The sequence below is a fragment of the Pseudomonas sp. PS02303 genome, from assembly GCF_029959925.1.
Lineage (GTDB): Bacteria > Pseudomonadota > Gammaproteobacteria > Pseudomonadales > Pseudomonadaceae > Aquipseudomonas > Aquipseudomonas mandelii.
The window spans coordinates 1-20,303 of record NZ_JASCOM010000106.1 but is presented as its reverse complement, the minus strand read 5'-3'; the positions used below and the strand labels follow the sequence as shown (position 1 = coordinate 20,303).

At 59.9% G+C, this 20,303-nt stretch carries 18 protein-coding genes; 11 read left to right on the top strand and 7 right to left on the bottom strand.

Going from position 1 to position 20,303, the window contains the following annotated elements; all coding sequences use genetic code 11:
• Positions 1-99 precede the first annotated feature (99 nt).
• Together QMX98_RS20850 and QMX98_RS20845 are read right to left on the bottom strand one after the other, a co-directional pair.
• Positions 100-1,383 carry an arsenic transporter gene (locus QMX98_RS20850; protein ID WP_010459813.1) on the bottom strand — a complete coding sequence of 428 codons (1,284 nt, stop codon included), beginning with the start codon at positions 1,381-1,383 and terminating at the stop codon, positions 100-102.
• 112 nt (positions 1,384-1,495) lie between these two features.
• Entirely contained in the window at positions 1,496-2,056 is a 561-nt protein-coding gene (locus QMX98_RS20845; RefSeq protein WP_154911789.1) for an NADPH-dependent FMN reductase, read from the bottom strand.
• 175 nt (positions 2,057-2,231) lie between these two features.
• Between QMX98_RS20845 and QMX98_RS20840 the strand changes: the two genes are divergently transcribed.
• Positions 2,232-2,492, top strand: a complete 261-nt coding sequence (locus QMX98_RS20840; RefSeq protein WP_282411327.1) for a hypothetical protein — start codon at positions 2,232-2,234, stop codon at positions 2,490-2,492.
• 88 nt (positions 2,493-2,580) lie between these two features.
• Positions 2,581-3,474, top strand: a complete 894-nt coding sequence (locus tag QMX98_RS20835; RefSeq protein WP_010459807.1) for a LysR substrate-binding domain-containing protein — start codon at positions 2,581-2,583, stop codon at positions 3,472-3,474.
• On the opposite strand, the gene QMX98_RS20830 is transcribed toward QMX98_RS20835, so the two are convergent.
• From QMX98_RS20830 to dnaQ, 3 genes are all read right to left on the bottom strand, one after another.
• Positions 3,440-4,054: a GNAT family N-acetyltransferase gene (locus QMX98_RS20830; RefSeq protein ID WP_010459805.1), complete on the bottom strand. Its 615-nt coding sequence runs from the start codon at positions 4,052-4,054 to the stop codon at positions 3,440-3,442. The two genes, QMX98_RS20835 and QMX98_RS20830, sit on opposite strands and share 35 nt — an antisense overlap.
• Before the next feature lie 14 nt (positions 4,055-4,068).
• Positions 4,069-6,324, bottom strand: a complete 2,256-nt coding sequence (locus QMX98_RS20825; protein WP_282411326.1) for an arginine/lysine/ornithine decarboxylase — start codon at positions 6,322-6,324, stop codon at positions 4,069-4,071.
• Between the two features lie 203 nt (positions 6,325-6,527).
• The gene (gene dnaQ / locus QMX98_RS20820; protein ID WP_010459800.1) at positions 6,528-7,286 is read right to left on the bottom strand and encodes a DNA polymerase III subunit epsilon; all 759 of its coding nucleotides are present in this window, start codon (positions 7,284-7,286) and stop codon (positions 6,528-6,530) included.
• 190 nt (positions 7,287-7,476) lie between these two features.
• Here dnaQ and QMX98_RS20815 point away from each other — a divergent pair, with 190 nt between their 5' ends.
• Positions 7,477-7,779, top strand: a complete 303-nt coding sequence (locus tag QMX98_RS20815; protein ID WP_049870729.1) for a DUF2388 domain-containing protein — start codon at positions 7,477-7,479, stop codon at positions 7,777-7,779.
• Between the two features lie 138 nt (positions 7,780-7,917).
• Here QMX98_RS20815 and rnhA read toward each other — a convergent pair whose 3' ends face one another.
• Entirely contained in the window at positions 7,918-8,370 is a 453-nt protein-coding gene (gene rnhA, locus QMX98_RS20810; protein WP_008152099.1) for a ribonuclease HI, read from the bottom strand.
• Positions 8,371-8,462: 92 nt separating this feature from the next.
• The gene (locus QMX98_RS20805; RefSeq protein WP_010459795.1) at positions 8,463-9,221 is read right to left on the bottom strand and encodes a methyltransferase domain-containing protein; all 759 of its coding nucleotides are present in this window, start codon (positions 9,219-9,221) and stop codon (positions 8,463-8,465) included.
• Positions 9,222-9,286: 65 nt separating this feature from the next.
• Here QMX98_RS20805 and gloB point away from each other — a divergent pair, with 65 nt between their 5' ends.
• From gloB to fabI, 8 genes are all read left to right on the top strand, one after another.
• A complete protein-coding gene (gloB, locus tag QMX98_RS20800; RefSeq protein ID WP_010459793.1) occupies positions 9,287-10,054 on the top strand; it encodes a hydroxyacylglutathione hydrolase in 768 nt (255 codons plus the stop codon).
• A gap of 99 nt (positions 10,055-10,153) precedes the next feature.
• Positions 10,154-11,608 (top strand): transglycosylase SLT domain-containing protein, encoded by a 1,455-nt coding sequence (locus tag QMX98_RS20795; protein ID WP_154911790.1) that lies wholly within the window; start codon positions 10,154-10,156, stop codon positions 11,606-11,608.
• A 338-nt stretch (positions 11,609-11,946) separates the two neighbouring features.
• On the top strand, positions 11,947-13,779 hold the full coding sequence (locus QMX98_RS20790; protein WP_010459789.1) for an extracellular solute-binding protein: 1,833 nt from the start codon (positions 11,947-11,949) through the stop codon (positions 13,777-13,779).
• Positions 13,776-15,617: an extracellular solute-binding protein gene (locus tag QMX98_RS20785; protein WP_282411325.1), complete on the top strand. Its 1,842-nt coding sequence runs from the start codon at positions 13,776-13,778 to the stop codon at positions 15,615-15,617. Before QMX98_RS20790 ends, QMX98_RS20785 begins: the two co-directional genes overlap by 4 nt.
• Before the next feature lie 4 nt (positions 15,618-15,621).
• The gene (locus QMX98_RS20780; protein WP_010459785.1) at positions 15,622-16,695 is read left to right on the top strand and encodes a microcin C ABC transporter permease YejB; all 1,074 of its coding nucleotides are present in this window, start codon (positions 15,622-15,624) and stop codon (positions 16,693-16,695) included.
• A 1-nt stretch (position 16,696) separates the two neighbouring features.
• The gene (locus QMX98_RS20775) at positions 16,697-17,716 is read left to right on the top strand and encodes an ABC transporter permease (RefSeq protein ID WP_010459784.1); all 1,020 of its coding nucleotides are present in this window, start codon (positions 16,697-16,699) and stop codon (positions 17,714-17,716) included.
• Between the two features lies 1 nt (position 17,717).
• Positions 17,718-19,328, top strand: a complete 1,611-nt coding sequence (locus QMX98_RS20770) for an ABC transporter ATP-binding protein (protein ID WP_010459782.1) — start codon at positions 17,718-17,720, stop codon at positions 19,326-19,328.
• Between the two features lie 21 nt (positions 19,329-19,349).
• Positions 19,350-20,144, top strand: coding sequence for an enoyl-ACP reductase FabI (fabI, locus tag QMX98_RS20765; RefSeq protein ID WP_077749640.1), 795 nt, complete (start codon positions 19,350-19,352; stop codon positions 20,142-20,144).
• Positions 20,145-20,303: the final 159 nt, after the last annotated feature.

Genomic DNA, 20,303 nt, shown 5'->3' with positions numbered 1-20,303 from the left:
GGCAAGCCTCGCTACTGCAGGTTTTGTATCGTTCGCTGAATTTGCATTCGTCATCAATCCTGTAGGAGCGAGGCTTGCCCGCGAAGAGGCCACCCCGTTCTAAATGGATAACCGCAAAGCCAAAGCCGCCAACGTCACCAACAACACCGGCACCGTCAACACCACCCCGACCTTGAAGTAGTACCCCCAGCCGATCTGAATGTTCTTGCGTTGCAGCACATGCAACCACAACAACGTCGCCAGACTGCCAATCGGCGTGATTTTCGGTCCCAGGTCGCTGCCAATGACGTTGGCATAAATCATCGCTTCCTTGACCACTCCCGTGGCCTGGCTGGCATCGATCGACAGCAAACCAATCAACACCGTCGGCAAGTTGTTCATCATCGACGACAACAGCGCCGTCAGCACGCCCGTGCCCATCGCCGCGCCCCAAACGCCGTACTGCGCGAACCCGTCCAGCCACCCCGCCAGATACCCGGTGAGCCCGGCATTGCGCAGGCCATAGACCACCAGGTACATGCCCAACGAGAAAATCACGATCTGCCATGGCGCTTCTTTCATCACCTTGCGCGTGGAGATCTTGTGGCCACGGGCGGCGATGGCCAGCAGCAACGCGGCACAGACAGCGGAGATGGCGCTGATCGGAATGCCCAGCGGCTCAAGGGCGAAGCAGCCAATTAACAGGATGGCCAGCACTGCCCAACCGGCATAAAACGTCGCCTTGTCATGGATCGCCGTCGACGGATGTTCCAGTTGCTCGGGGTCGTAAGCCTTGGGGATGTCACGACGAAAAAACCACATCAACATCGCCAGCGTGGCGGCGACGCTCACGAAGTTGACCGGAATCATCACCGCCGCATAGCGGTTGAAGGTGATATCGAAGTAGTCCGCCGAAACGATGTTCACCAGGTTCGACACCACCAACGGCAGGCTCGCGGTATCGGCGATGAAACCGGCGCCCATCACGAATGCCAACGTCGCCGCCGGGGAAAAGCGCAGCGCCAGCAGCATGGAAATCACGATCGGGGTGAGAATCAGCGCCGCACCGTCATTGGCGAACAACGCCGACACCAGCGCCCCGAGCAGCACCATATAAGCGAAGAGTTTGCGCCCGCTGCCCTTTCCCCACCGGGCCACATGCAAGGCTGCCCAGGCAAAGAATCCCGCCTCATCCAGCAACAGACTGATGATGATCAGCGCCACGAAGGTGCCGGTGGCGTTCCAGATGATCTGCCACACAATCGGGATATCAGCCAGGTGCACCACCCCGAAAATCAGCGCCAGCACGGCGCCGAATGTCGCACTCCAGCCAACCCCCAGGCCTTTGGGTTGCCAGATCACCAGGGTGATGGTCAGCAGGAAAATCAGCGACGCTATAAGCATGCGGGTACACGCCTCTGGAAAAACGAGGCGTGAATATATGGAATTCCGAATATGCAGTAAAGCAAAGACTGAACAACCTGGCAGCTGCTACGGGGGATGTGTTGCGTTCAGGTCACTCTTTCTTATGCTGCTCGACCCATTTGCCATACGCATTGATGAAATTCTGCAAGAACGGCCTCACCGATTCGGACAATTTGCCCGACTCATCGAACGCCGAACCTGCGCCCCCCAGATAGGCTTCCGGCTGCTGCATGCACGGCACGTCCAGAAACACCATTGACTGACGCAAGTGATGGTTGGCCCCAAACCCGCCGACAGCCCCCGGCGAAACGCTGATCACCGCCCCTGGCTTGCCGCTCCAGGCGCTCTTGCCATAGGGACGCGATCCCACGTCAATCGCATTCTTCAGCGGTGCCGGCACCGAGCGGTTGTATTCAGGGGTGACGAACAGCACTGCGTCGGATGAACTCACTTGTTGTCGGAAAGTGCTGTAGGCTGCCGGCGGTGAAGTCCCGTCAATGTCTTCGTTGTAGAGCGCCAGATCGCCGATTTCGACGATGGTGAGCTTGAGATTGGCAGGCGCCAGGTCGGCCAGGGCCAGCGCAACCTTGCGGTTGATTGATTCCTTTCTCAAGCTGCCGACCAGTACGGCGATCGTGTAGACGTTGCTCATTGAAGATTCTCGACTGTTCGATGGGAAAGACTTGTAGTTATAGATGACGATTCACCCAGTGGGCTGTTGAATTCACCGCCCCTGACTATTTTTTTCCTGTAGGAAAACTTACTTCGCTTAACCACGGTCTACAGAACCGCAAATTGAGTGATTTATCTCCAGAGGTTCTAAGCAGATGGCAGCAGTACTCGTCGGTCAGTTCCATGCAAGAGACGCGGAAGGCCGCGTTTATTCCGTGCATGAGTTCCAGGAATCCACCCCCTCGCATGACGGCCTCACTGGCTCGGCGCCTGTGACCACCTACAAACTGGCTATTGGCGATCGCGTCGATAAGCTCGACGACAACCAGTTTCAGCTGGTGCAATCGAAAATCACCATCGTGCGCGAGCCCGACACCTATATCGGCAGCCGGCCGGCAATCACCACCGCCTCATAACCCCGCGTTATGAGCAGAAGTCATATGCGCGCACTTGAGTTAGGATTCAGTCACTGACTCCCTCACCTGCTGAACATGGACTTCACGCATGCGTTTACGTCATATCGAAGTGATCCACGCGCTCTTGCAGACCGGTCATCTGGGCACCGCCGCGGAATGGCTGCAGTTGCCGGTGGCCGAGGTCGAAGGCATTTTGCGCGACGCCGAGGATCAGTTGGGATTCATGCTGTTTTCCAGCGTGCGTGGACGTTTGCAGGCGACGCGCGAGGCGCGGGAGCTGCAGGTTGAAATCGCCCGCGTGTATGACGCGCTTGAACCGGTCCAGCGCCTGGCCAGCAGCCTCAAGCAGTATCAGGCGCACCCGCTGCGCATCATCTGCACCCCGCCGCTGGCCCAGCAGTTATTGCCCCACAGCATCGCCGCCCTGCGCCGACGCCTTCCCGATGCGGCTTGCACCCTGCTGAGCCAACCCACCCGCGAGATCGTCAGAAGCCTGCTGCTGCGTGAAAGCGATCTGGGGCTGAGCCTGCACGATCCCGACCACGCCGACATCTATTGCCAAGTGATTGCCCAAGGCAAGCTCCAGCTGTTGGCGCCCCATGGCTGGCTGCAACCGAAACAGAAGTACATTTCGTTGCAGGACCTGGCCGGCCAGTCGATGGTTGGCCTGGAAGGTCATGATCCGCTAAGCCCGGCGCTCGATAACAAATTGCATGCCTTGCGCCCTGCCCCGGTCATCCAGACGCGGGTGCAAACTCATCAGATGATGCGCAGCATGGTCGAGGCCGGCGAAGGCCTGGCGATTGTCGACCCCTTCACCGCCCTTGGGGCCAAGTCGAGCGGCCTGGATGCCTGCCCATTGGCGCCTGCGGTGCCGATCAGCCTCTATGCCCTGACCCTGAAGAACGGCGAGCCCATGCCCGCCGTTCAGGTGCTGCTGGACATCCTCACGGAACAAGCCGTGGCGATGTTGTCGAGCTGAGCGGGTTTTCCAGCGGATTATCGAACAGGCGATACCAGAACAGCGCGACTTCGGCGGTGTTCGGGTCGATGCCGCGATAACGCAGATGATCGATCCCGCCTATCACGAAACCACAGCGCTCATAGAGTCGACAGGCGCCCAGATTGTTGTTCTGGGTTTCGAGCATGATGCCCGGCAACTTCTTCTTGCGACTCCAGAACTGCGCCACATCCAGCAACGCCTTGGCCACACCGTGACGGCGCGCTGGCGCATGCACGGCCAACTCATCGATATGGGCAAAGCCGTTCCAGTTGGTGCTGACCACCAGATGACCGACGGGCTCGTCATCGAGATAGGCCATGAACACCGCACTGTCGGCGGCATCGCGAAAACTGCTGAACTCCTCGGGATCAATCCCGTAGCACTTTCGATAAGGGGTGATCGGCGTGACCCGCCACTGCTCCACCGGTTTGCCGATTTCAGCTGCACCATAGGCCGCGACTTCAAAACTGAAATCGCTGCCCCAGATATAGGGCGCAAACCCCTCATCGGCGACACGCACCGAGAGGCCTGGGTATTTGGGATTCATGATCGGTTGCATGCTGGGAAAGGTCCTCATTCCTTGATGCAATCGACGGTGTAATGCCGTCCATTGCCCTCGTCTTCGTGTTGCAGTCCGTGCACATCAACGACAAACCCGGGGAAGCTGCTGTCAAACGTGCGAGCAAACGACAGGTAATCGATGATCGACCGGGTCGACTCGGTGAACCGCTCCCCCGGCATGATCAGCGGGATGCCGGGTGGGTACGGCACCAGCATCACCGCGGCAATTCGCCCTTCCAGGGCATCAATCGACACTGCCTCCACCTCTCCCCGCACCAAATGATCATAGGCGTCAGCCGGCTTCATGGCGATTTCCGGCAACACGGTGTACATGCGCTTGAGGTGTTTGGCCGTGGCATTGCTGCGATAACAGGCGTGCAGTTGATCGCACAAATCCCGCAAACCCATGCCCTGATAACGCGCGACGTTCTGTTGCGCCACGCATGGCAGGCACGTCGCCAGACTGACATTGGCGTCGTAACTGCGCTTGAACTCCAACAATTCGGTCAGCAACGTGCTCCATTTGCCCTTGGTGATGCCCATCGAGAACAGCACCAGGAATGAATACAGGCCAGTCTTCTCGACCACCAGCCCGCGCTCCCAAAGGAACTTGCTGACCACCGCCGCCGGAATCCCGCGTTCGCTCAGCGCACCGCCCGCCGTCAGGCCAGGCATCACCAAGGTGACTTTGATCGGATCAAGCAACACGTAATCGTCAGTCACCCCACCAAAGCCATGCCAGTCGGCGTCGGGTTGCAGCAGCCAGTCTTCGGTGACCACACGCTCGATGCCTTCCACCGACGGTGGCTGCCAGATAGAAAACCACCAGTCGTCCGCAGCGATGTGCTGGCGCAGATTGGCCAGCGCCCGGCGAAAACTCAGGGCTTCGTCGAACATTTCCTGCAACAGCGAACGCCCGGCCGGGCCTTCCATCATCGCCGATGCCACGTCCAGCGAAGCGATGATGCTGTACTGCGGCGACGTCGAGATGTGCATCATGAATGCTTCATTGAAGCGATCGCGATCCAGTTGCCGCGCACCCCCGTCCTGGACATGAATCATCGAGGCCTGGCTGAACGCGGCCAACAGTTTGTGTGTGGAATGCGTGGTGAATACCAGCGGGCTGTCTTCGCTACGGGACGTGCCCATGCCATAACGACCGGCGAAAAACTCGTGGAACGCCGCGTAGGCGTACCAGGCCTCGTCGAAATGCAGGACCTCGACGCTGTTGCCCAGGCTCTGCTTGATCAGTTCGGCGTTGTAGCAAAGGCCATCGTAGGTCGAATTGGTCACCACGGCCAACTTGACCTTGAGCTCACGCCCCTGGGTCAGCGGGCTGGCGTCGATCTTTGCCTGAATCGATTCGCGGCTGAACTCGCTCAGCGGAATCGGTCCGATGATCCCCAGTTCATTGCGTTCCGGGCACAGGTACAACGGGATCGCGCCGGTCATGATGATCGAGTGCAGTACAGACTTGTGGCAGTTGCGGTCCACCAGCACCAGGTCATCGCGAGCGACCATCGAATGCCAGACGATCTTGTTGGCAGTCGAGGTGCCATTGATCACGAAAAAGGTGTGATCGGCGCCGAAATTGCGCGCCGCCCTGGCTTCCGCTTCAGCGAGCGGGCCGGTGTGATCGAGCAAGGAACCCAGTTCCGGCACCGACACCGACAAGTCCGAACGCAGGGTGTTTTCCCCGAAAAACTGGTGAAACGCCTGCCCCACCGGGCTCTTGTGATACGCGACGCCACCGCCATGGCCGGGTGTGTGCCAGGAATAGTTGGAATCGGCGGTGTGTTGCACCAGCGCCTTGAAAAACGGCGGAAGCAAACCATCCAGGTATTTACGGGCCGCCCGGGCCACTTGCCGCGCCAGAAAGGGCACGGTGTCTTCGAACAGATAGAGAATGCCGCGCAGTTGATTGAGTTCGGCCATGGCATCGGCCGGGGCGTTTTCCAGCGTGACCTGTTCGCCCAGCGCAAAGATCGGCAAGTCCGGCGCCCGCACTCGCGCCAGGCCGATCAGCTCGGCCATATTGTGTAACAAATGAGAGTGGACGCTGGCGTCTTCGGCGGCGATCAACATGCAGGAAAGGCCGTGATGGGTCGAAGCGACCAGCCGCCCTTCGGTGTAGTCCACCGCCGAAACGATGCTGAAGCCTTCCTGCTCCAGTTCCCGGGCGATGCCACGCACGCGATCACCGGCGACGGTGTCGGCCTTGATGTCGCGATGCACGATCAAGACCGGGAATTTCAAATCTTTATACATGAGGCTCAGTGTCCTGAGGCTGCAGACCGTGGCCTGCCAATATGCTCAGGGTAGAGGGTTGAAGCGGATGTGGCGAGCGACGATGCCCTGAAGCGGGTCAATGAGTGCACCATCATGTGGCCATCAACTCTCCAACATTCAGCAGGGCTACTTGTGGCAAGGAAGCTCCCTCACCACAAAAGCCCTGTTACATCTGATTCGCCTCAAGCCTGCGCCTTGGCCTCGACCAACTGCTGCCACAGCGACGGGGCGCCGGCGGACTTGGCGATGGCTTCCAGGCGTGCCACGTGCCGGGCCAGGTCATCTTCGCTGGCGGGGATGATCCGGGTCGGCTGGCGGTCGGCCGGCAAGCGGCGGATTTCGGTGGCGGAGTTGTCAGCGCCTTCGCCGGAACCGTTGCCGTCGGACGCATTACCGGCCAGTGACAGGCTGGTCTGGCCGCCGGTCATGGTCAGGTAAACGTCGGCGAGGATCTCGGAGTCGAGCAAGGCGCCGTGAAGTTCACGACCGGAGTTGTCGACGCCATAACGTTTGCACAACGCATCGAGGCTGTTGCGCTGCCCCGGGTGACGTTCCCGGGCCATCATCAGGGTGTCGAGGATCGAGCAGTGTTGCGTGATGTCCGCACGGTCGTGCTGGCCCATCAGGGCGAATTCGTTGTTGATGAAGCCAACGTCGAACGCCGCGTTATGGATGATCAGCTGCGCGCCTTTGATGAATTCGAAAAACTCATCGGCCACTTCAGTGAACCGCGGTTTGCCCACCAGGAATTCGTTGGTAATGCCGTGGACGCCGATGGCGCCTTCGTCACTCTCGCGATCCGGTTGCAGGTAAACGTGGAAATGCCGGCCCGTCAGGCGCCGACCGATCAACTCGACACAACCGATTTCGATAATCCGGTGGCCGTCGGTCACCGGCATGCCGGTGGTTTCGGTATCGAGTACAACGGATCTGGTGGCCATCAGTGCTCAGCTCTCAACGGGTCAATCGTGCAAAAGCGGCGATGTTAACACGCTCGCGGGATCCGGCGCGCGCACTGCCAGGTGACGGGCGCTCATGCAGTTTTTAACAATCATTAGCAATGTTCATAAAGTCTGGAAGCCGATGGATTGCTAGCGTGCACCCCTTGCTTACCCAGGGTTCGAAATCGTCATGAAGACTGCACGGCTGGTTTTATTGAGTACCTGTTTGCTGGGTTCCGGCGCCCACGCCACCAGTTTTGTCATCAGCACAGACGTCACTGTCAGTCTGACGATGAGCTCCACCAAAGGCACCAGTGGCTCATTCAGCGACGACAAGATCGTACTGGCGGCCAAGGATGATGCGGCGGCGTTTGTGGCGAGCGAGGGGGTGATTCGCGGGGCGCGGATCCAGGCGGCGTTTTTGCGGATTCGCGGGGTGGTCAACGAACCGTATTCAGACCAACAACTGGCCACCGCGATCTTGATGCTGTGACGCCCCGCAAGAGCGAAGCTTGCTCGCGAAGAACGATAACCCGGTCTCTCAGTTACACCGCGGCGCTTTCTTCGCGGGCAAGCCTCGCTCCTGCATGGATCTCCGGCAGACAGTGCTCGCGAAGGGCGGCACTACCGATCAAGCCTGCTTGTACCCGCGCACTTCATCCACGCCACGGTTGGCCAGTTGGTCAGCCCGTTCGTTGCCATGGTGGCCGATGTGCCCGCGTACCCATTTCCAGGTGACGTTGTGGCGGTTGACCTGCTCATCCAGCAGTTTCCATAGGTCAGCGTTTTTGACCGGTTCCTTCGCCGCCGTTTTCCAACCGCGCTTCTTCCAGTTGTCCATCCACTCGTTGATGCCTTTCATCACGTACTGGGAGTCGGTCACCAGCAGCACGTCGCAGGAGCGCTTGAGTTCTTCCAGGCCACGAATCGCGCCCATCAGCTCCATGCGGTTGTTGGTGGTGTTGGCTTCGCCGCCCCACAGCTCCTTTTCAATGCCTTTGCACACCAGCAACGCGCCCCAGCCGCCAGGGCCAGGGTTGCCTTTGCAGGCGCCGTCGGTGAAGAGTTCTACGCTATCGCTCATGCCAATCTATCCAGAAAATGCGGTGGCTCGCCGATCAGTGACCGACGATGCCCGAGGCCGGGGCGAACCCGGCCGGGAAAATAAAGAGTGTATTACGGCTCGATGTTACGACGGTTGACCTTGGCCATCGGCAATGGAATCAGCTTGCCCATCGGTTCGCGCCGCTCCTGACGGACGGGTCGCAGGCCAACAACGATCTTGCGCGCCACCAATAAATAGAAGCCGCCGCCCGACAGTTGCCAGTCACCGGCCTTGCGCTCCCAACCGGCCAGGCGTGCCTGCCAGGCGGGTGACGCAAGCGGCGGACGATAGCACCCGAAGCGGCGTTTCTCCAACGCGAAGCCCAGCAGGTTCAGCCAGTCGCCGACCCGCGACGGTGAGATGCAGCGCGCCTTGCGCAAGCCGTCGTGAGCGAACACATGGCGCAAGCCCCAGCTGCTCCAGGGGTTGATCCCGATGATCAGCAGATGCCCGCCGGGCCGCACGCTGCTCGCGGCTTCACGCAGCAAGCCGTGGGGCGACAGGCAGAAATCCAGGCCGTGCTGCATCACCACCACATCAGCGGCATGCTCGCTCAACGGCCATGCCTGCTCTTCGCAGACGATCTCGACCCCCGGCAACGGCGCGCCAAGTCGCACATTACGCTGAACCTGGGGTGCCGACGGCGGTGTCTGGGCCGACGGGCCGTAATGCACCAGATAGCCACCGAAGAAGCGGCCCAGCTCGTCTTCGAGCATGCGCCGCTCTTCGTCCAACAGAAATTGCCCGATGGGCCCGGACAGCCATTCACGGGCCGCGCTGATCAAATTCAGCCACTCAGGATCGGCCTGAGCGAACGCTTTATCGGTCATTGCATTCTCCAACGCGCCAGGAAGTTCTAAGATGCGCCATTGTTTTCAGCTTGGCGAATCCGACGATGATACAGATCAGTGCCCTGCCCGCCTTCACCGACAACTACATCTGGTTGTTACAGGACCACAACACCCAGCGCTGCGCCGTGGTCGATCCGGGTGATGCCGCGCCCGTGCAAGCATGGCTGGCGGCGCATAAGGGTTGGGTATTGAGCGACATCCTGATCACTCACCATCATCATGATCATGTCGGCGGTGTCGAGCAGCTGAAAAAAGCGACAGACGCGAAAGTCTACGGCCCGGCCAGCGAAACCATCCCGGCGCGAGACGTGGCGCTCAAGGACAACGACCGTGTCAGCGTGCTGGGCTGGGACTTCGACGTCTATGCGGTTCCCGGACACACCCTGGGGCATATTGCCTATTATCACCACGGCCTGCTGTTCTGCGGCGACACCCTTTTCGCCGCCGGTTGCGGGCGCTTGTTTGAAGGCACGCCCGAGCAGATGCACACCTCGCTGAGCCGCCTCGCTGCGCTGCCGGAAGATACGCTGGTCTATTGCACCCACGAATACACCCTGAGCAATCTGAAATTTGCCGCAGCGGTCGAACCCGGCAATCCTGACACCGCCGCACGTCTGGAAAAAGTTACCGAGCAACGTGCGGCCGGAATCATGACGCTGCCCTCTACTCTGGCGCTTGAAAAACTGACCAACCCCTTTTTGCGTGTCGACGAAACATCCGTTAAAGAAAAAGTGGACGAACGGAATGGAACCCAAAACCGGTCTCCGAGTGCGGTCTTTGCTGCTCTTCGGGCTTGGAAAGATAAGTTCTAAGTCGCCGCCCCGTTGGTACAAAAATTCTGAATGGTTGACCGCAGAGGGTGCGCTTTCTAGAATCGCCCGACATTTTTGCCCGGAACTTACTTCCAGCCAATGTCGTCATCTATTCGTAAAGCCATCAATTCAGACGCATTGACCCGCTTGGCTCAAGCCATAGCGGTGGCTGTGTCCGCCACTCTGGCGGGCTGTTCCAGCCATGTGCCGCAGACCGAAGCGACACACACTCCGAACATCGCCGCTCGCGCCAAGCAGAAACCTATCTGGCTCAGCGAAAAGCCGACTCCGCAAATTCCACAGGATGTCTGGGAGCGCATGCGCCAGGGCTTCCAGTTGCAGGACAACCTGGGCGTCAACCCGCGCATCGAGCAACAGCGCCTGTGGTTCGCCAGCAACCCGTCCTTCCTTGAAAACGCCGGTGAACGCGGCAGCCTCTACATTCACTACATCGTCGAACGCCTTGAAGAACGCAACATGCCGCTGGAACTGGCGCTGCTGCCAGTGATTGAAAGCGCCTACAACCCGATGGCCTACTCCCGGGCCAATGCGGTGGGCCTTTGGCAATTCATTCCTTCCACCGGCCGTTACTTCAACCTGCGTCAGACCCGCTTCTATGATGGCCGTCGCGACATCACCGCCTCGACCACTGCGGCCATGGATTACCTGACCCGCCTGCACGACATGTTCAACGGTGACTGGTTGCTGGCTCTGGCGGCTTACAACGCCGGTGAAGGCACGGTCAGCCGTGCCATCGAGCGCAACGAGAAGCTGGGCCTGCCGACCGATTACTGGAACCTGCCGCTGCCAGCCGAAACCCAGGCTTACGTGCCCAAGCTGCTAGCCTTGTCCCAGGTTGTGCTGGCCCCCGAAGCCTACGGCGTGAACCTCAACCCGATCGCCAACGAACCTTATTTCCAGGTCGTCGAAATCAACCAGCGCATGGACCTGTCCAAGGTTGCCGCGGTGGCCAACATCGACGAAGACGAGTTGTTCCAGCTCAACCCGGCCTTCAAACAGCGCACCACCATCGACGGCCCCCAGCATTTGCTCGTGCCAACGTCCAAGGCGCAGTTGCTGACCGCCAGCCTCTCGACCATGCGTCCTGAAGAGTTGATCAGCAAGAAGTCGCTCAAGCCGGTCTTCGAAGGCGCCGATGAATCCGAAGTCGCCAGCCTGAAACGTGCCTACCGCGTCAAACGCGGCGACAACCTGGCCGCCATCGCCAAGGCGAACAAGGTCGACGTCAAGGACCTGCAGCGCTGGAACAAGATGACCGGCAAGAACCTCAAGGTCGGCCAGACCCTGGTGATGCAGGACACTGCCAAACGTAGCGGCGGTCGCGTCAACACCGTTGTGGCGGCGAACAGCAAGACCAACAGCAAAGCCGACAAACAGAAGCCGCAGACCCAATACAAGGTCAAGCAAGGCGATTCGCTATACATGGTCGCCAAACGCTTCAACGTTGAAATGCAGCACCTCAAGCGCTGGAATCCGCGTGTTGGCCAGGCGCTCAAGCCTGGGCAGATGCTGACAGTTTCTTCGCCGCGCTAAAAACGAGCCCCTGAATCCAGGGGCTTTTTTTCGCCTGCAATTTGAGCTCTGCTGGAATCGGGGGATGCATGGGAACTGTGGCGAGGGCGCTTGCTCCCGCTCGGCTGCGAAGCACTCGTAAACCCTGAACATGCGGTGTGTCAGGAATTATAAAAATTTTCAGGTTTTGGGGCCGCTTCGCAGCCCAGCGGCAGCAAGCTCCCTCGCCACAGGCACAGCACCTGCCGCATCGTCACCTCGGCAATTAACAGCGCATTAACCCCCTGTCTTTTTCCTGTCGATACAAGCTGTTACTGTACGGCCCACAAAGCCCAAGCCGCCTGGACCGGATCTCTGACTTGAAGCGTCCCCTCCTCCTCTTCCTGATCAGCCTGGCCTTGAGCTCCACCGCAAGCGCGACGATCAGCGAAAGCCATGGTTATGCGCAGTTCGGCACGCTCAAGTACCCGGCCAGATTTACCCACTTCGACTGGGTCAACCCGCAAGCGCCCAAGGGCGGTACGTTGCGGGTGATGGCGTTTGGCACCTTCGATACGCTCAACCCCTACACATTCAAGGGCTCAAGCCCGGTTTCCACCGCCAATTTCCTGCAATACGGCATCAACGAGCTCAACGAACCGCTGATGGTCGGCACCGGTCAATACGCGCCGTCCGGCGATGAGCCGACCTCCAGTTATGGCCTGATCGCGCAATCGGTGGAGTACAGCGAGGACCGCAGTTGGGTGGTGTTCAACCTGCGCCCCGAAGCGCGCTTTCACGACGGCACGCCGATTACCGCCTACGACGTGGCGTTTTCCTACCGCTTGCTGCTCAAGGAAGGTCACCCGCAGTACCGCACCAGCCTTCAGGAAGTGCTGCGGGTCGACATCCTCAACCCGCAGCGCATTCGATTCGTCTTCAAGCGGGCCGGCAATCCGTTGCAGATCCTGCGCCTGGGCGAATTGCCGGTGCTGCCGCAGCATTACTGGAAAGGTCGCGACTTCAAGGCTACAACCTTCGAACCGCCGCTGGGCAGCGGGCCTTATCGCATCACCTCGGTGACGCCAGGACGCCAGATCATTTTCGAGCGGGTCAAGGATTACTGGGGCAAGGACCTGCCGGTCAATCGTGGCAAGTACAACGTCGACCGCATGGAAGTCGAGTTCTACCGCGACAGCGATGTGGCGTTCGAAGCCTTCAAGGCCGGCGAATTCGACATTTACATCGAGCACCAGGCAAAGAACTGGGAAAACGGTTACAACTTCCCGGCCGTGCGCCGTGGAGACGTGATCAAGGCGCAGATCCCGCACCAGATCCCGACCCAGACTCAGGGTCTGTTCATGAACAGCCGGCGCCCGATCTTCTCCGAGACCAAAGTCCGTGAAGCCATGGGGCTGATGTTCGACTTCGAGTGGACCAACCGCACGCTGTTCAGCGGCGCCTACAAGCGCGCCATGAGTTACTACCCCAACAGCGAATTCTCCGCCACGGGCCTGCCGGTCGGTCATGAATGGCTGTTGCTCAAGCCCTATCGCGAGCAATTGCCCGCCAAGCTCCTCACCGAGCCGTTCAGCCTGCCAAAGACCGACGGACGCGGCATCCCTCGGGAAACCATGCGCAAGGCCCTGGCGCTGCTCGCCGAGGCCGGGTGGAAGCTCAATGGACAACGGATCGAGAACGCCAAAGGCCAACCGCTCAAGCTCGAGATCCTGCTGGTCAACCCGAACCTGGAGCGCATCCTTCAGCCTTACGTCGAGAACCTCGCCAACATTGGCATCGATGCGCGGCTGCGCACAGTGGATCGCGCGCAGTACAAACAACGCCTCGATCAGTTCGATTTCGACATGATCCTGATGACGCTCAACCAGACCCTCAGCCCGGGCCTGGAGCAATGGCAGTATTTCCATTCCGGCCAGGTCGGGGTCAAGGGCAGTAAAAACTACGCCGGCATCGCCAACCCGGTGGTCGATCACCTGCTCGAACAATTGCTCGCCGCGCAAACCCGCGACGAACAAGTCGCCGCCGGCAAAGCCCTGGACCGGGTCTTGTTGTGGCAGCACTACATGATTCCCAACTGGTACCTCAATTATCACCGCCTGGCCTACCGCAACCGGTTCGCCTTCGTCACCACGCCGCCCTATACCCTGGGCCTCTCCGCGTGGTGGCTGAAATCTTCGGAGAAAGATCGATGAAGCCCCTATGCGCACTGCTGATGCAGGCCAGCGGTCTGCTGTTCGCCGGGCTGGCCTGCGCCGCCCCGCAACACGCCGTGACCCTGTACAACGAGCCGCCGAAATATCCGGCCGACTTCAAGCATTTCGACTACGTGAACCCCGACGCCCCCAAAGGCGGAATCTTTCGCCAGGCCGGGTTCGGCGGCTTCGACAGCCTCAACCCGTTCATCAGCAAAGGCGTACCGGCCGACGACATCGGCATGATCTACGACACCTTGGCCAAACAGGGACTGGACGAGCCGTTCACTGAATACGGGCTGGTCGCCGGCAAGATCGAGAAAGCCCCGGACAACAGCTGGGTGCGCTTCTACCTGCGTCCTGAAGCGCGCTTCCACGACGGCCATCCGATGCGCGCCGAAGACGTGGTGTTCAGTTTCCAGATGCTGACCAAAGAAGGCGCCCCGCTCTATCGCGGTTACTACAGCGATGTCGAGGAAGCGGTCGCCGAAGACCCGCTCACCGTGCTGTTCAAGTTCAAGCACAACAACAACCGCGAACTGCCGCTGATCCTCGGCCAGTTGCCGGTGTTGCCCAAACACTGGTGGGCCAATCGCGATTTCAACAAAGGCAACCTCGAAATACCGTTGGGCAGCGGCCCCTACAAGGTGACCGACGTGAAGGCCGGGCGTTCGATCCGCTACGAGCGGGTCAAGGATTACTGGGGCAAGGACCTGCCGGCCAACCGTGGCTTCTACAATTTCGACGTGATGACCACCGATTACTACCGCGACAACACGGTGGCGCTGGAAGCCCTCAAGGCGGGGCAGTTCGATTACTGGCTGGAAATGAGCGCGAAGAACTGGGCCAACGCCTACAACATCCCGGCGGTCACCGAAGGCCGATTGAACAAGGAACAGATCCCGAACGGCAACCCGACCGGCATGCAAGGCTTTGTGTTCAACCTGCGCCGTCCGGTGTTCCAGGGCGTGCGCGTGCGCCAGGCATTTACGTTGCTGCTGGACTTTGAATGGACCAACAAGCAACTGTTCAATGGCGCCTACGTGCGTACCCGCAGTTTCTTCGAAAACTCGGAAATGGCCGCGACCGGCCTGCCCGACGCCGATCAGCTTGAAATTTTGAGTCCGTTCCGCGGCAAGATCCCCGACCAGGTATTCAGCGAAGCGTTCCAGAACCCGATGACCGACGCCAGCGGCATGATCCGCGCTCAGCAGCGCAAGGCCTACCAGCTGCTGCAAGAGGCGGGCTGGCGGATCGTCGATGACAAGATGGTCGACGCCAACGGCAAACCGGTGACCATCGAGTTCCTGTTGGCCCAGACCGAATTCGAACGCGTGCTGCTGCCGTTCAAACGCAACCTCAGCGACCTGGGCATTGACCTGGTGATTCGTCGGGTCGATGTCTCGCAGTACATCAACCGCGTGCGTTCACGGGACTTCGACATGATCGTCGGCAGCTTCCCGCAATCCAACTCGCCGGGCAACGAGCAGCGCGAGTTCTGGATGTCCGCCGCGGCCGACAAACCCGGCAGCCGCAATTCCATGGGCCTCAAGGACCCGGTGGTCGATCAACTGGTCGAACAACTGATCAACGCCGATTCGCGCAAAAGCCTGGTGGCTCATGCCCGGGCACTGGACCGCGTGCTGCAATGGGGCTATTACGTGATCCCCAACTGGCACATCAAAACCTGGCGCGTGGCGTACTGGAACCACATCGGTCGCCCGAAAGTCTCTCCCAAGTACGACATCGGCACCACTACCTGGTGGGTCAAGCCTGATGCGAAACCTGCGGTAGAAGTCGAAACCAAACTGCAAGCCGACCCTGCGGGCACGGAGTAATCAGATGCTGGCGTATATTTTTCGGCGACTGCTGCTGATCATCCCCACCTTGCTCGGCATTCTGCTGATCAACTTCGTGATCATCCAGGCCGCCCCCGGTGGGCCGGTGGAGCAGATGATCGCCAAGCTCGAAGGCTTCGAAGGCGCCACCAGCCGCATTGCCGGCGGCGGTGCCGAAGTCTCGGTGGCCGGCTCGGCCTATCGCGGCGCGCAGGGCCTGGACCCGATGCTGGTCAAGGAAATCGAGCACATGTACGGCTTCGACAAATCGGCGCCGGAACGCTTGTGGATCATGATCAAGAACTACGCCACCCTGGACTTCGGCGACAGTTTCTTCCGCGACGCCAAGGTCATCGACCTGATCAAGGAAAAGATGCCGGTGTCGATCTCGCTCGGGCTGTGGAGCACGCTGATCATGTACCTGGTGTCGATCCCGCTGGGGATCGCCAAGGCAACGCGACACGGCAGCCACTTTGACGTCTGGACCAGTTCGCTGATCATCGTCGGTTACGCGATCCCGGCGTTCCTGTTTGCGATCCTGCTGATCGTGGTGTTTGCCGGCGGCAGCTACCTGGACTGGTTCCCGCTCAGGGGACTGACGTCGAACAACTTTGATGAGCTGAGCACTGGCGGCAAGATTCTCGATTACTTCTGGCACCTGGCATTGCCGGTGACCGCGCTGGTGATCGGCAACTTCGCGACCATGACCCTGCTGACCAAAAACAGTTTCCTCGACGAAATCAACAAGCAGTACGTGGTCACTGCCAAGGCCAAGGGCCTGACCAATCACCGTGTGCTTTACGGTCATGTGTTCCGCAATGCGATGCTGCTGGTGATCGCCGGCTTCCCGTCGGCGTTTATCGGGATCTTCTTCACCGGCTCGCTGCTGGTGGAAGTGATCTTCTCCCTGGACGGTCTCGGTTTGATGAGTTTCGAGGCGGCGATCAACCGCGATTACCCGGTGGTGTTCGGCACGCTGTTTATCTTCACGTTGCTGGGGCTGGTGGTGAAACTGATTGGCGATTTGACGTACACCTTTGTCGATCCGCGCATCGACTTCGAAAGCCGGGAGCATTGAGATGAATCTGTCCCCGCTCAATCGCCGGCGTTTCGAACTGTTCAAGGCCAACAAGCGTGGCTGGTGGTCGCTGTGGCTGTTTCTGGTGCTGTTCGGCCTGAGCCTCGGCGCCGAACTGATTGCCAACGACAAACCGCTGGTGGTGCATTACGACAACGGCTGGTATTTCCCGGCGCTCAAGCGCTACCCGGAAACCGCGTTCGGCGGCGAATTTCCGCTGGAGGCCAACTACAAGAGCCCGTACATCCGTGAATTGCTCAAGGCCAAGGATGCCTGGGTGCTGTGGGCGCCGATCCCCTACAGCTACCAAAGCATCAATTACGATCTGAAAGTCCCGGCGCCGGCGCCACCTTCGGCCGACAACCTGCTGGGCACCGACGATCAGGGCCGCGATGTGTTGGCGCGGGTGATTTACGGCTTCCGGATTTCGGTGCTGTTTGCCCTGACGCTGACCATTCTCAGTTCGATCATCGGCGTGATTGCCGGGGCTTTGCAGGGGTTCTATGGCGGCTGGGTGGATCTGGCCGGGCAGCGTTTCCTGGAAATCTGGTCCGGGCTGCCGGTGTTGTATTTGCTGATCATTCTCGCCAGTTTCGTGCAGCCGAACTTCTGGTGGCTGCTGGGCATCATGCTGCTGTTCTCGTGGATGAGCCTGGTGGACGTGGTGCGCGCCGAGTTCCTGCGCGGGCGTAACCTGGAATATGTGCGCGCGGCCCGGGCGCTGGGGATGCAGAATGGCGCGATCATGTTCCGCCACATCCTGCCCAACGCCATGGTTTCGACCATGACCTTCATGCCGTTCATTTTGACCGGCGCCATCGGCACCCTGACCGCCCTCGACTTCCTGGGCTTCGGTTTGCCGCCGGGTGCGCCGTCCCTGGGTGAACTGGTGGCCCAGGGCAAATCCAACCTGCAAGCACCGTGGCTGGGCATGAGCGCGTTTGCCGTGTTGGCATTGATGTTGAGTTTGCTGGTGTTCATCGGCGAGTCCGCTCGCGATGCCTTCGACCCGAGGAAGTGAAATGAATCAGGACAATCTGATCGAAGTGCGCGACCTGGCCGTCGAGTTCGTCGTCGGCGATCACTGCCAGCGGGTGGTGGAAGGCGTCAGCTTCGACATCAAGCGCGGCGAAACCCTGGCCCTGGTTGGCGAAAGCGGCTCAGGCAAATCGGTGACCGCGCATTCGATCCTGCGACTGCTGCCCTACCCGCTCGCCCGGCATCCGTCCGGGACCATCGAGTATTCGGGGCAAGACCTGCTGAGTCTGAAAGAGAAAACCATCCGCCACATCCGCGGCAACCGGATCGCGATGATCTTCCAGGAACCGATGACCTCGCTCAATCCGCTGCACTCGATCGAGAAGCAGATCAACGAGGTGCTGGGTATTCACAAGGGCCTTGTCGGCAAGGTGGCGACCAAGCGCACCCTGGAATTGCTGGAAATGGTCGGCATTCCTGAACCGCACAAGCGCCTCAAGGCTTTACCCCACGAGTTGTCCGGTGGCCAGCGCCAGCGGGTGATGATTGCCATGGCCCTGGCCAACGAGCCGGAACTGCTGATTGCCGACGAGCCAACCACCGCGCTGGACGTGACCGTTCAGCTGAAAATCCTCGAATTGCTCAAGGAATTGCAGGCCCGCCTGGGCATGGCCTTGCTACTGATCAGTCACGATTTGAACCTTGTACGAAGAATTGCGCATCGCGTATGTGTCATGCAGCGCGGTTGCATCGTCGAACAGGCATCGTGCGAAGAGTTGTTCCGCGCGCCGCAGCATCCGTACACTCGGGAACTGCTGGCAGCGGAGCCCAGCGGGACGCCTGCGACCAACGTGATTGGCCCGCCGCTGCTGCAGGTCGAGGACCTGAAAGTCTGGTTCCCGATCAAGAAAGGCTTTCTGAAAAAGACCGTTGACCACATCAAAGCGGTGGACGGGATCAATTTCAGCCTGCCTCAGGGCCAGACCCTGGGGATTGTGGGAGAAAGCGGTTCGGGCAAGTCGACACTGGGTTTGGCGATTTTGCGGCTGATCGGCAGCAAAGGCGCCATCCGGTTTGAAGGCAAGCAGCTAGACTGCTTGACGCAGGCCGAGGTTCGGCCGTTGCGCCGGGAGATGCAGGTGGTGTTTCAGGACCCGTTTGGCAGCCTGAGCCCACGGATGTGCGTGAGCCAGATCGTCGGCGAAGGCCTGCGGATCCACAAGATGGGCACCGAGGCGGAACAGGAACAAGCGATTATTGCGGCATTGAAGGAGGTAGGCCTGGACCCGGAAACCCGGAACCGCTACCCCCACGAATTTTCCGGTGGGCAGCGGCAGAGAATCGCCATTGCCCGGGCATTAGTGCTAAAACCGGCGTTGATTTTGCTGGACGAGCCGACATCGGCCCTCGACCGCACCGTGCAACGCCAAGTGGTGGAGCTGCTGCGCTCACTGCAAACCAAGTACAACCTGACGTATCTGTTTATCAGCCATGACCTGGCTGTCGTCAAGGCGCTGAGCCACCAGCTGATGGTGGTCAAGCAGGGCCAAGTGGTCGAACAGGGAGACGCGCAAAGTATCTTTGCCGCCCCCCAACATCCGTATACACAGCAGTTGCTGGAAGCCGCTTTCCTGGCTCCGGCCACTGCGCAATAACCTGAAAGAGAGGAGCAACACATGGGTTTTCTCGCCGGTAAGCGCGTACTGATCGTCGGTGTCGCCAGCAAGCTGTCCATCGCATCCGGCATCGCTGCCGCCATGCATCGCGAGGGCGCTGAGCTTGCCTTCACTTATCAGAACGACAAACTCAAGGGTCGTGTCGAAGAGTTCGCACAAAGCTGGGGTTCCAACCCTGACCTGTGCTTCCCGTGCGACGTGGCCAGCGATGAAGAAATCGCCAAGGTTTTCGTTGAGCTGAGCAAGAAGTGGGACGGACTGGATTGCATCGTGCACTCCGTCGGCTTCGCCCCGGGCGACCAACTGGACGGCGACTTCACCGAAGCCACCACCCGTGAAGGTTTCCGCATCGCTCACGACATCAGCGCCTACAGCTTCGTGGCCCTGGCCAAAGCTGGCCGCGAAATGATGAAAGGCCGCAATGGCAGCCTGCTGACCCTGTCGTACCTGGGTGCCGAGCGCACCATGCCGAACTACAACGTAATGGGCATGGCCAAGGCTTCGCTGGAAGCCGGCGTGCGTTACCTGGCCGGCTCCCTGGGCCCGGACGGCACCCGCGTCAACTGCGTATCGGCTGGCCCGATCCGCACCCTCGCCGCTTCCGGCATCAAGAACTTCCGCAAGATGCTGGCCGCCAACGAAGCGCAAACCCCGCTGCGTCGCAACGTCACCATCGACGAAGTCGGCAACGCCGGCGCCTTCCTGTGCTCGGACCTGGCGTCCGGCATCAGCGGCGAAATCATGTATGTAGACGGTGGCTTCAACACCACTGCAATGGGTAGCCTGGAAGAGTGATCTTCTGCTAGCCAATAAGAAACCCGCCTCGTCTGGCGGGTTTTTTATGCCTGCATTATCAAGCCCGACGCAAATCCCCTGTGGGAGCGAGCCTGCTCGCGATTGCGGTCTGACATTCAGTATTGATGTTGACTGACACACTGCAATCGCGAGCAGGCT

Bases quoted from the DNA above. Each gene is read 5' to 3' on its own strand.
- rnhA (WP_008152099.1), bottom strand. From the start codon at position 8,370: ATGAGCGATAGCGTAGAACTCTTCACCGACGGCGCCTGCAAAGGCAAC.
- QMX98_RS20830 (WP_010459805.1), bottom strand. From the start codon at position 4,054: ATGCAACCGATCATGAATCCCAAATACCCAGGCCTCTCGGTGCGTGTC.
- QMX98_RS20850 (WP_010459813.1), bottom strand. From the start codon at position 1,383: ATGCTTATAGCGTCGCTGATTTTCCTGCTGACCATCACCCTGGTGATC.
- QMX98_RS20835 (WP_010459807.1), top strand. From the start codon at position 2,581: ATGCGTTTACGTCATATCGAAGTGATCCACGCGCTCTTGCAGACCGGT.
- fabI (WP_077749640.1), top strand. From the start codon at position 19,350: ATGGGTTTTCTCGCCGGTAAGCGCGTACTGATCGTCGGTGTCGCCAGC.
- QMX98_RS20840 (WP_282411327.1), top strand. From the start codon at position 2,232: ATGGCAGCAGTACTCGTCGGTCAGTTCCATGCAAGAGACGCGGAAGGC.
- QMX98_RS20815 (WP_049870729.1), top strand. From the start codon at position 7,477: ATGAAGACTGCACGGCTGGTTTTATTGAGTACCTGTTTGCTGGGTTCC.
- QMX98_RS20825 (WP_282411326.1), bottom strand. From the start codon at position 6,324: ATGTATAAAGATTTGAAATTCCCGGTCTTGATCGTGCATCGCGACATC.
- QMX98_RS20795 (WP_154911790.1), top strand. From the start codon at position 10,154: ATGTCGTCATCTATTCGTAAAGCCATCAATTCAGACGCATTGACCCGC.
- gloB (WP_010459793.1), top strand. From the start codon at position 9,287: ATGATACAGATCAGTGCCCTGCCCGCCTTCACCGACAACTACATCTGG.
- QMX98_RS20775 (WP_010459784.1), top strand. From the start codon at position 16,697: ATGAATCTGTCCCCGCTCAATCGCCGGCGTTTCGAACTGTTCAAGGCC.
- QMX98_RS20805 (WP_010459795.1), bottom strand. From the start codon at position 9,221: ATGACCGATAAAGCGTTCGCTCAGGCCGATCCTGAGTGGCTGAATTTG.
- QMX98_RS20785 (WP_282411325.1), top strand. From the start codon at position 13,776: ATGAAGCCCCTATGCGCACTGCTGATGCAGGCCAGCGGTCTGCTGTTC.
- QMX98_RS20780 (WP_010459785.1), top strand. From the start codon at position 15,622: ATGCTGGCGTATATTTTTCGGCGACTGCTGCTGATCATCCCCACCTTG.
- QMX98_RS20770 (WP_010459782.1), top strand. From the start codon at position 17,718: ATGAATCAGGACAATCTGATCGAAGTGCGCGACCTGGCCGTCGAGTTC.
- QMX98_RS20845 (WP_154911789.1), bottom strand. From the start codon at position 2,056: ATGAGCAACGTCTACACGATCGCCGTACTGGTCGGCAGCTTGAGAAAG.
- dnaQ (WP_010459800.1), bottom strand. From the start codon at position 7,286: ATGGCCACCAGATCCGTTGTACTCGATACCGAAACCACCGGCATGCCG.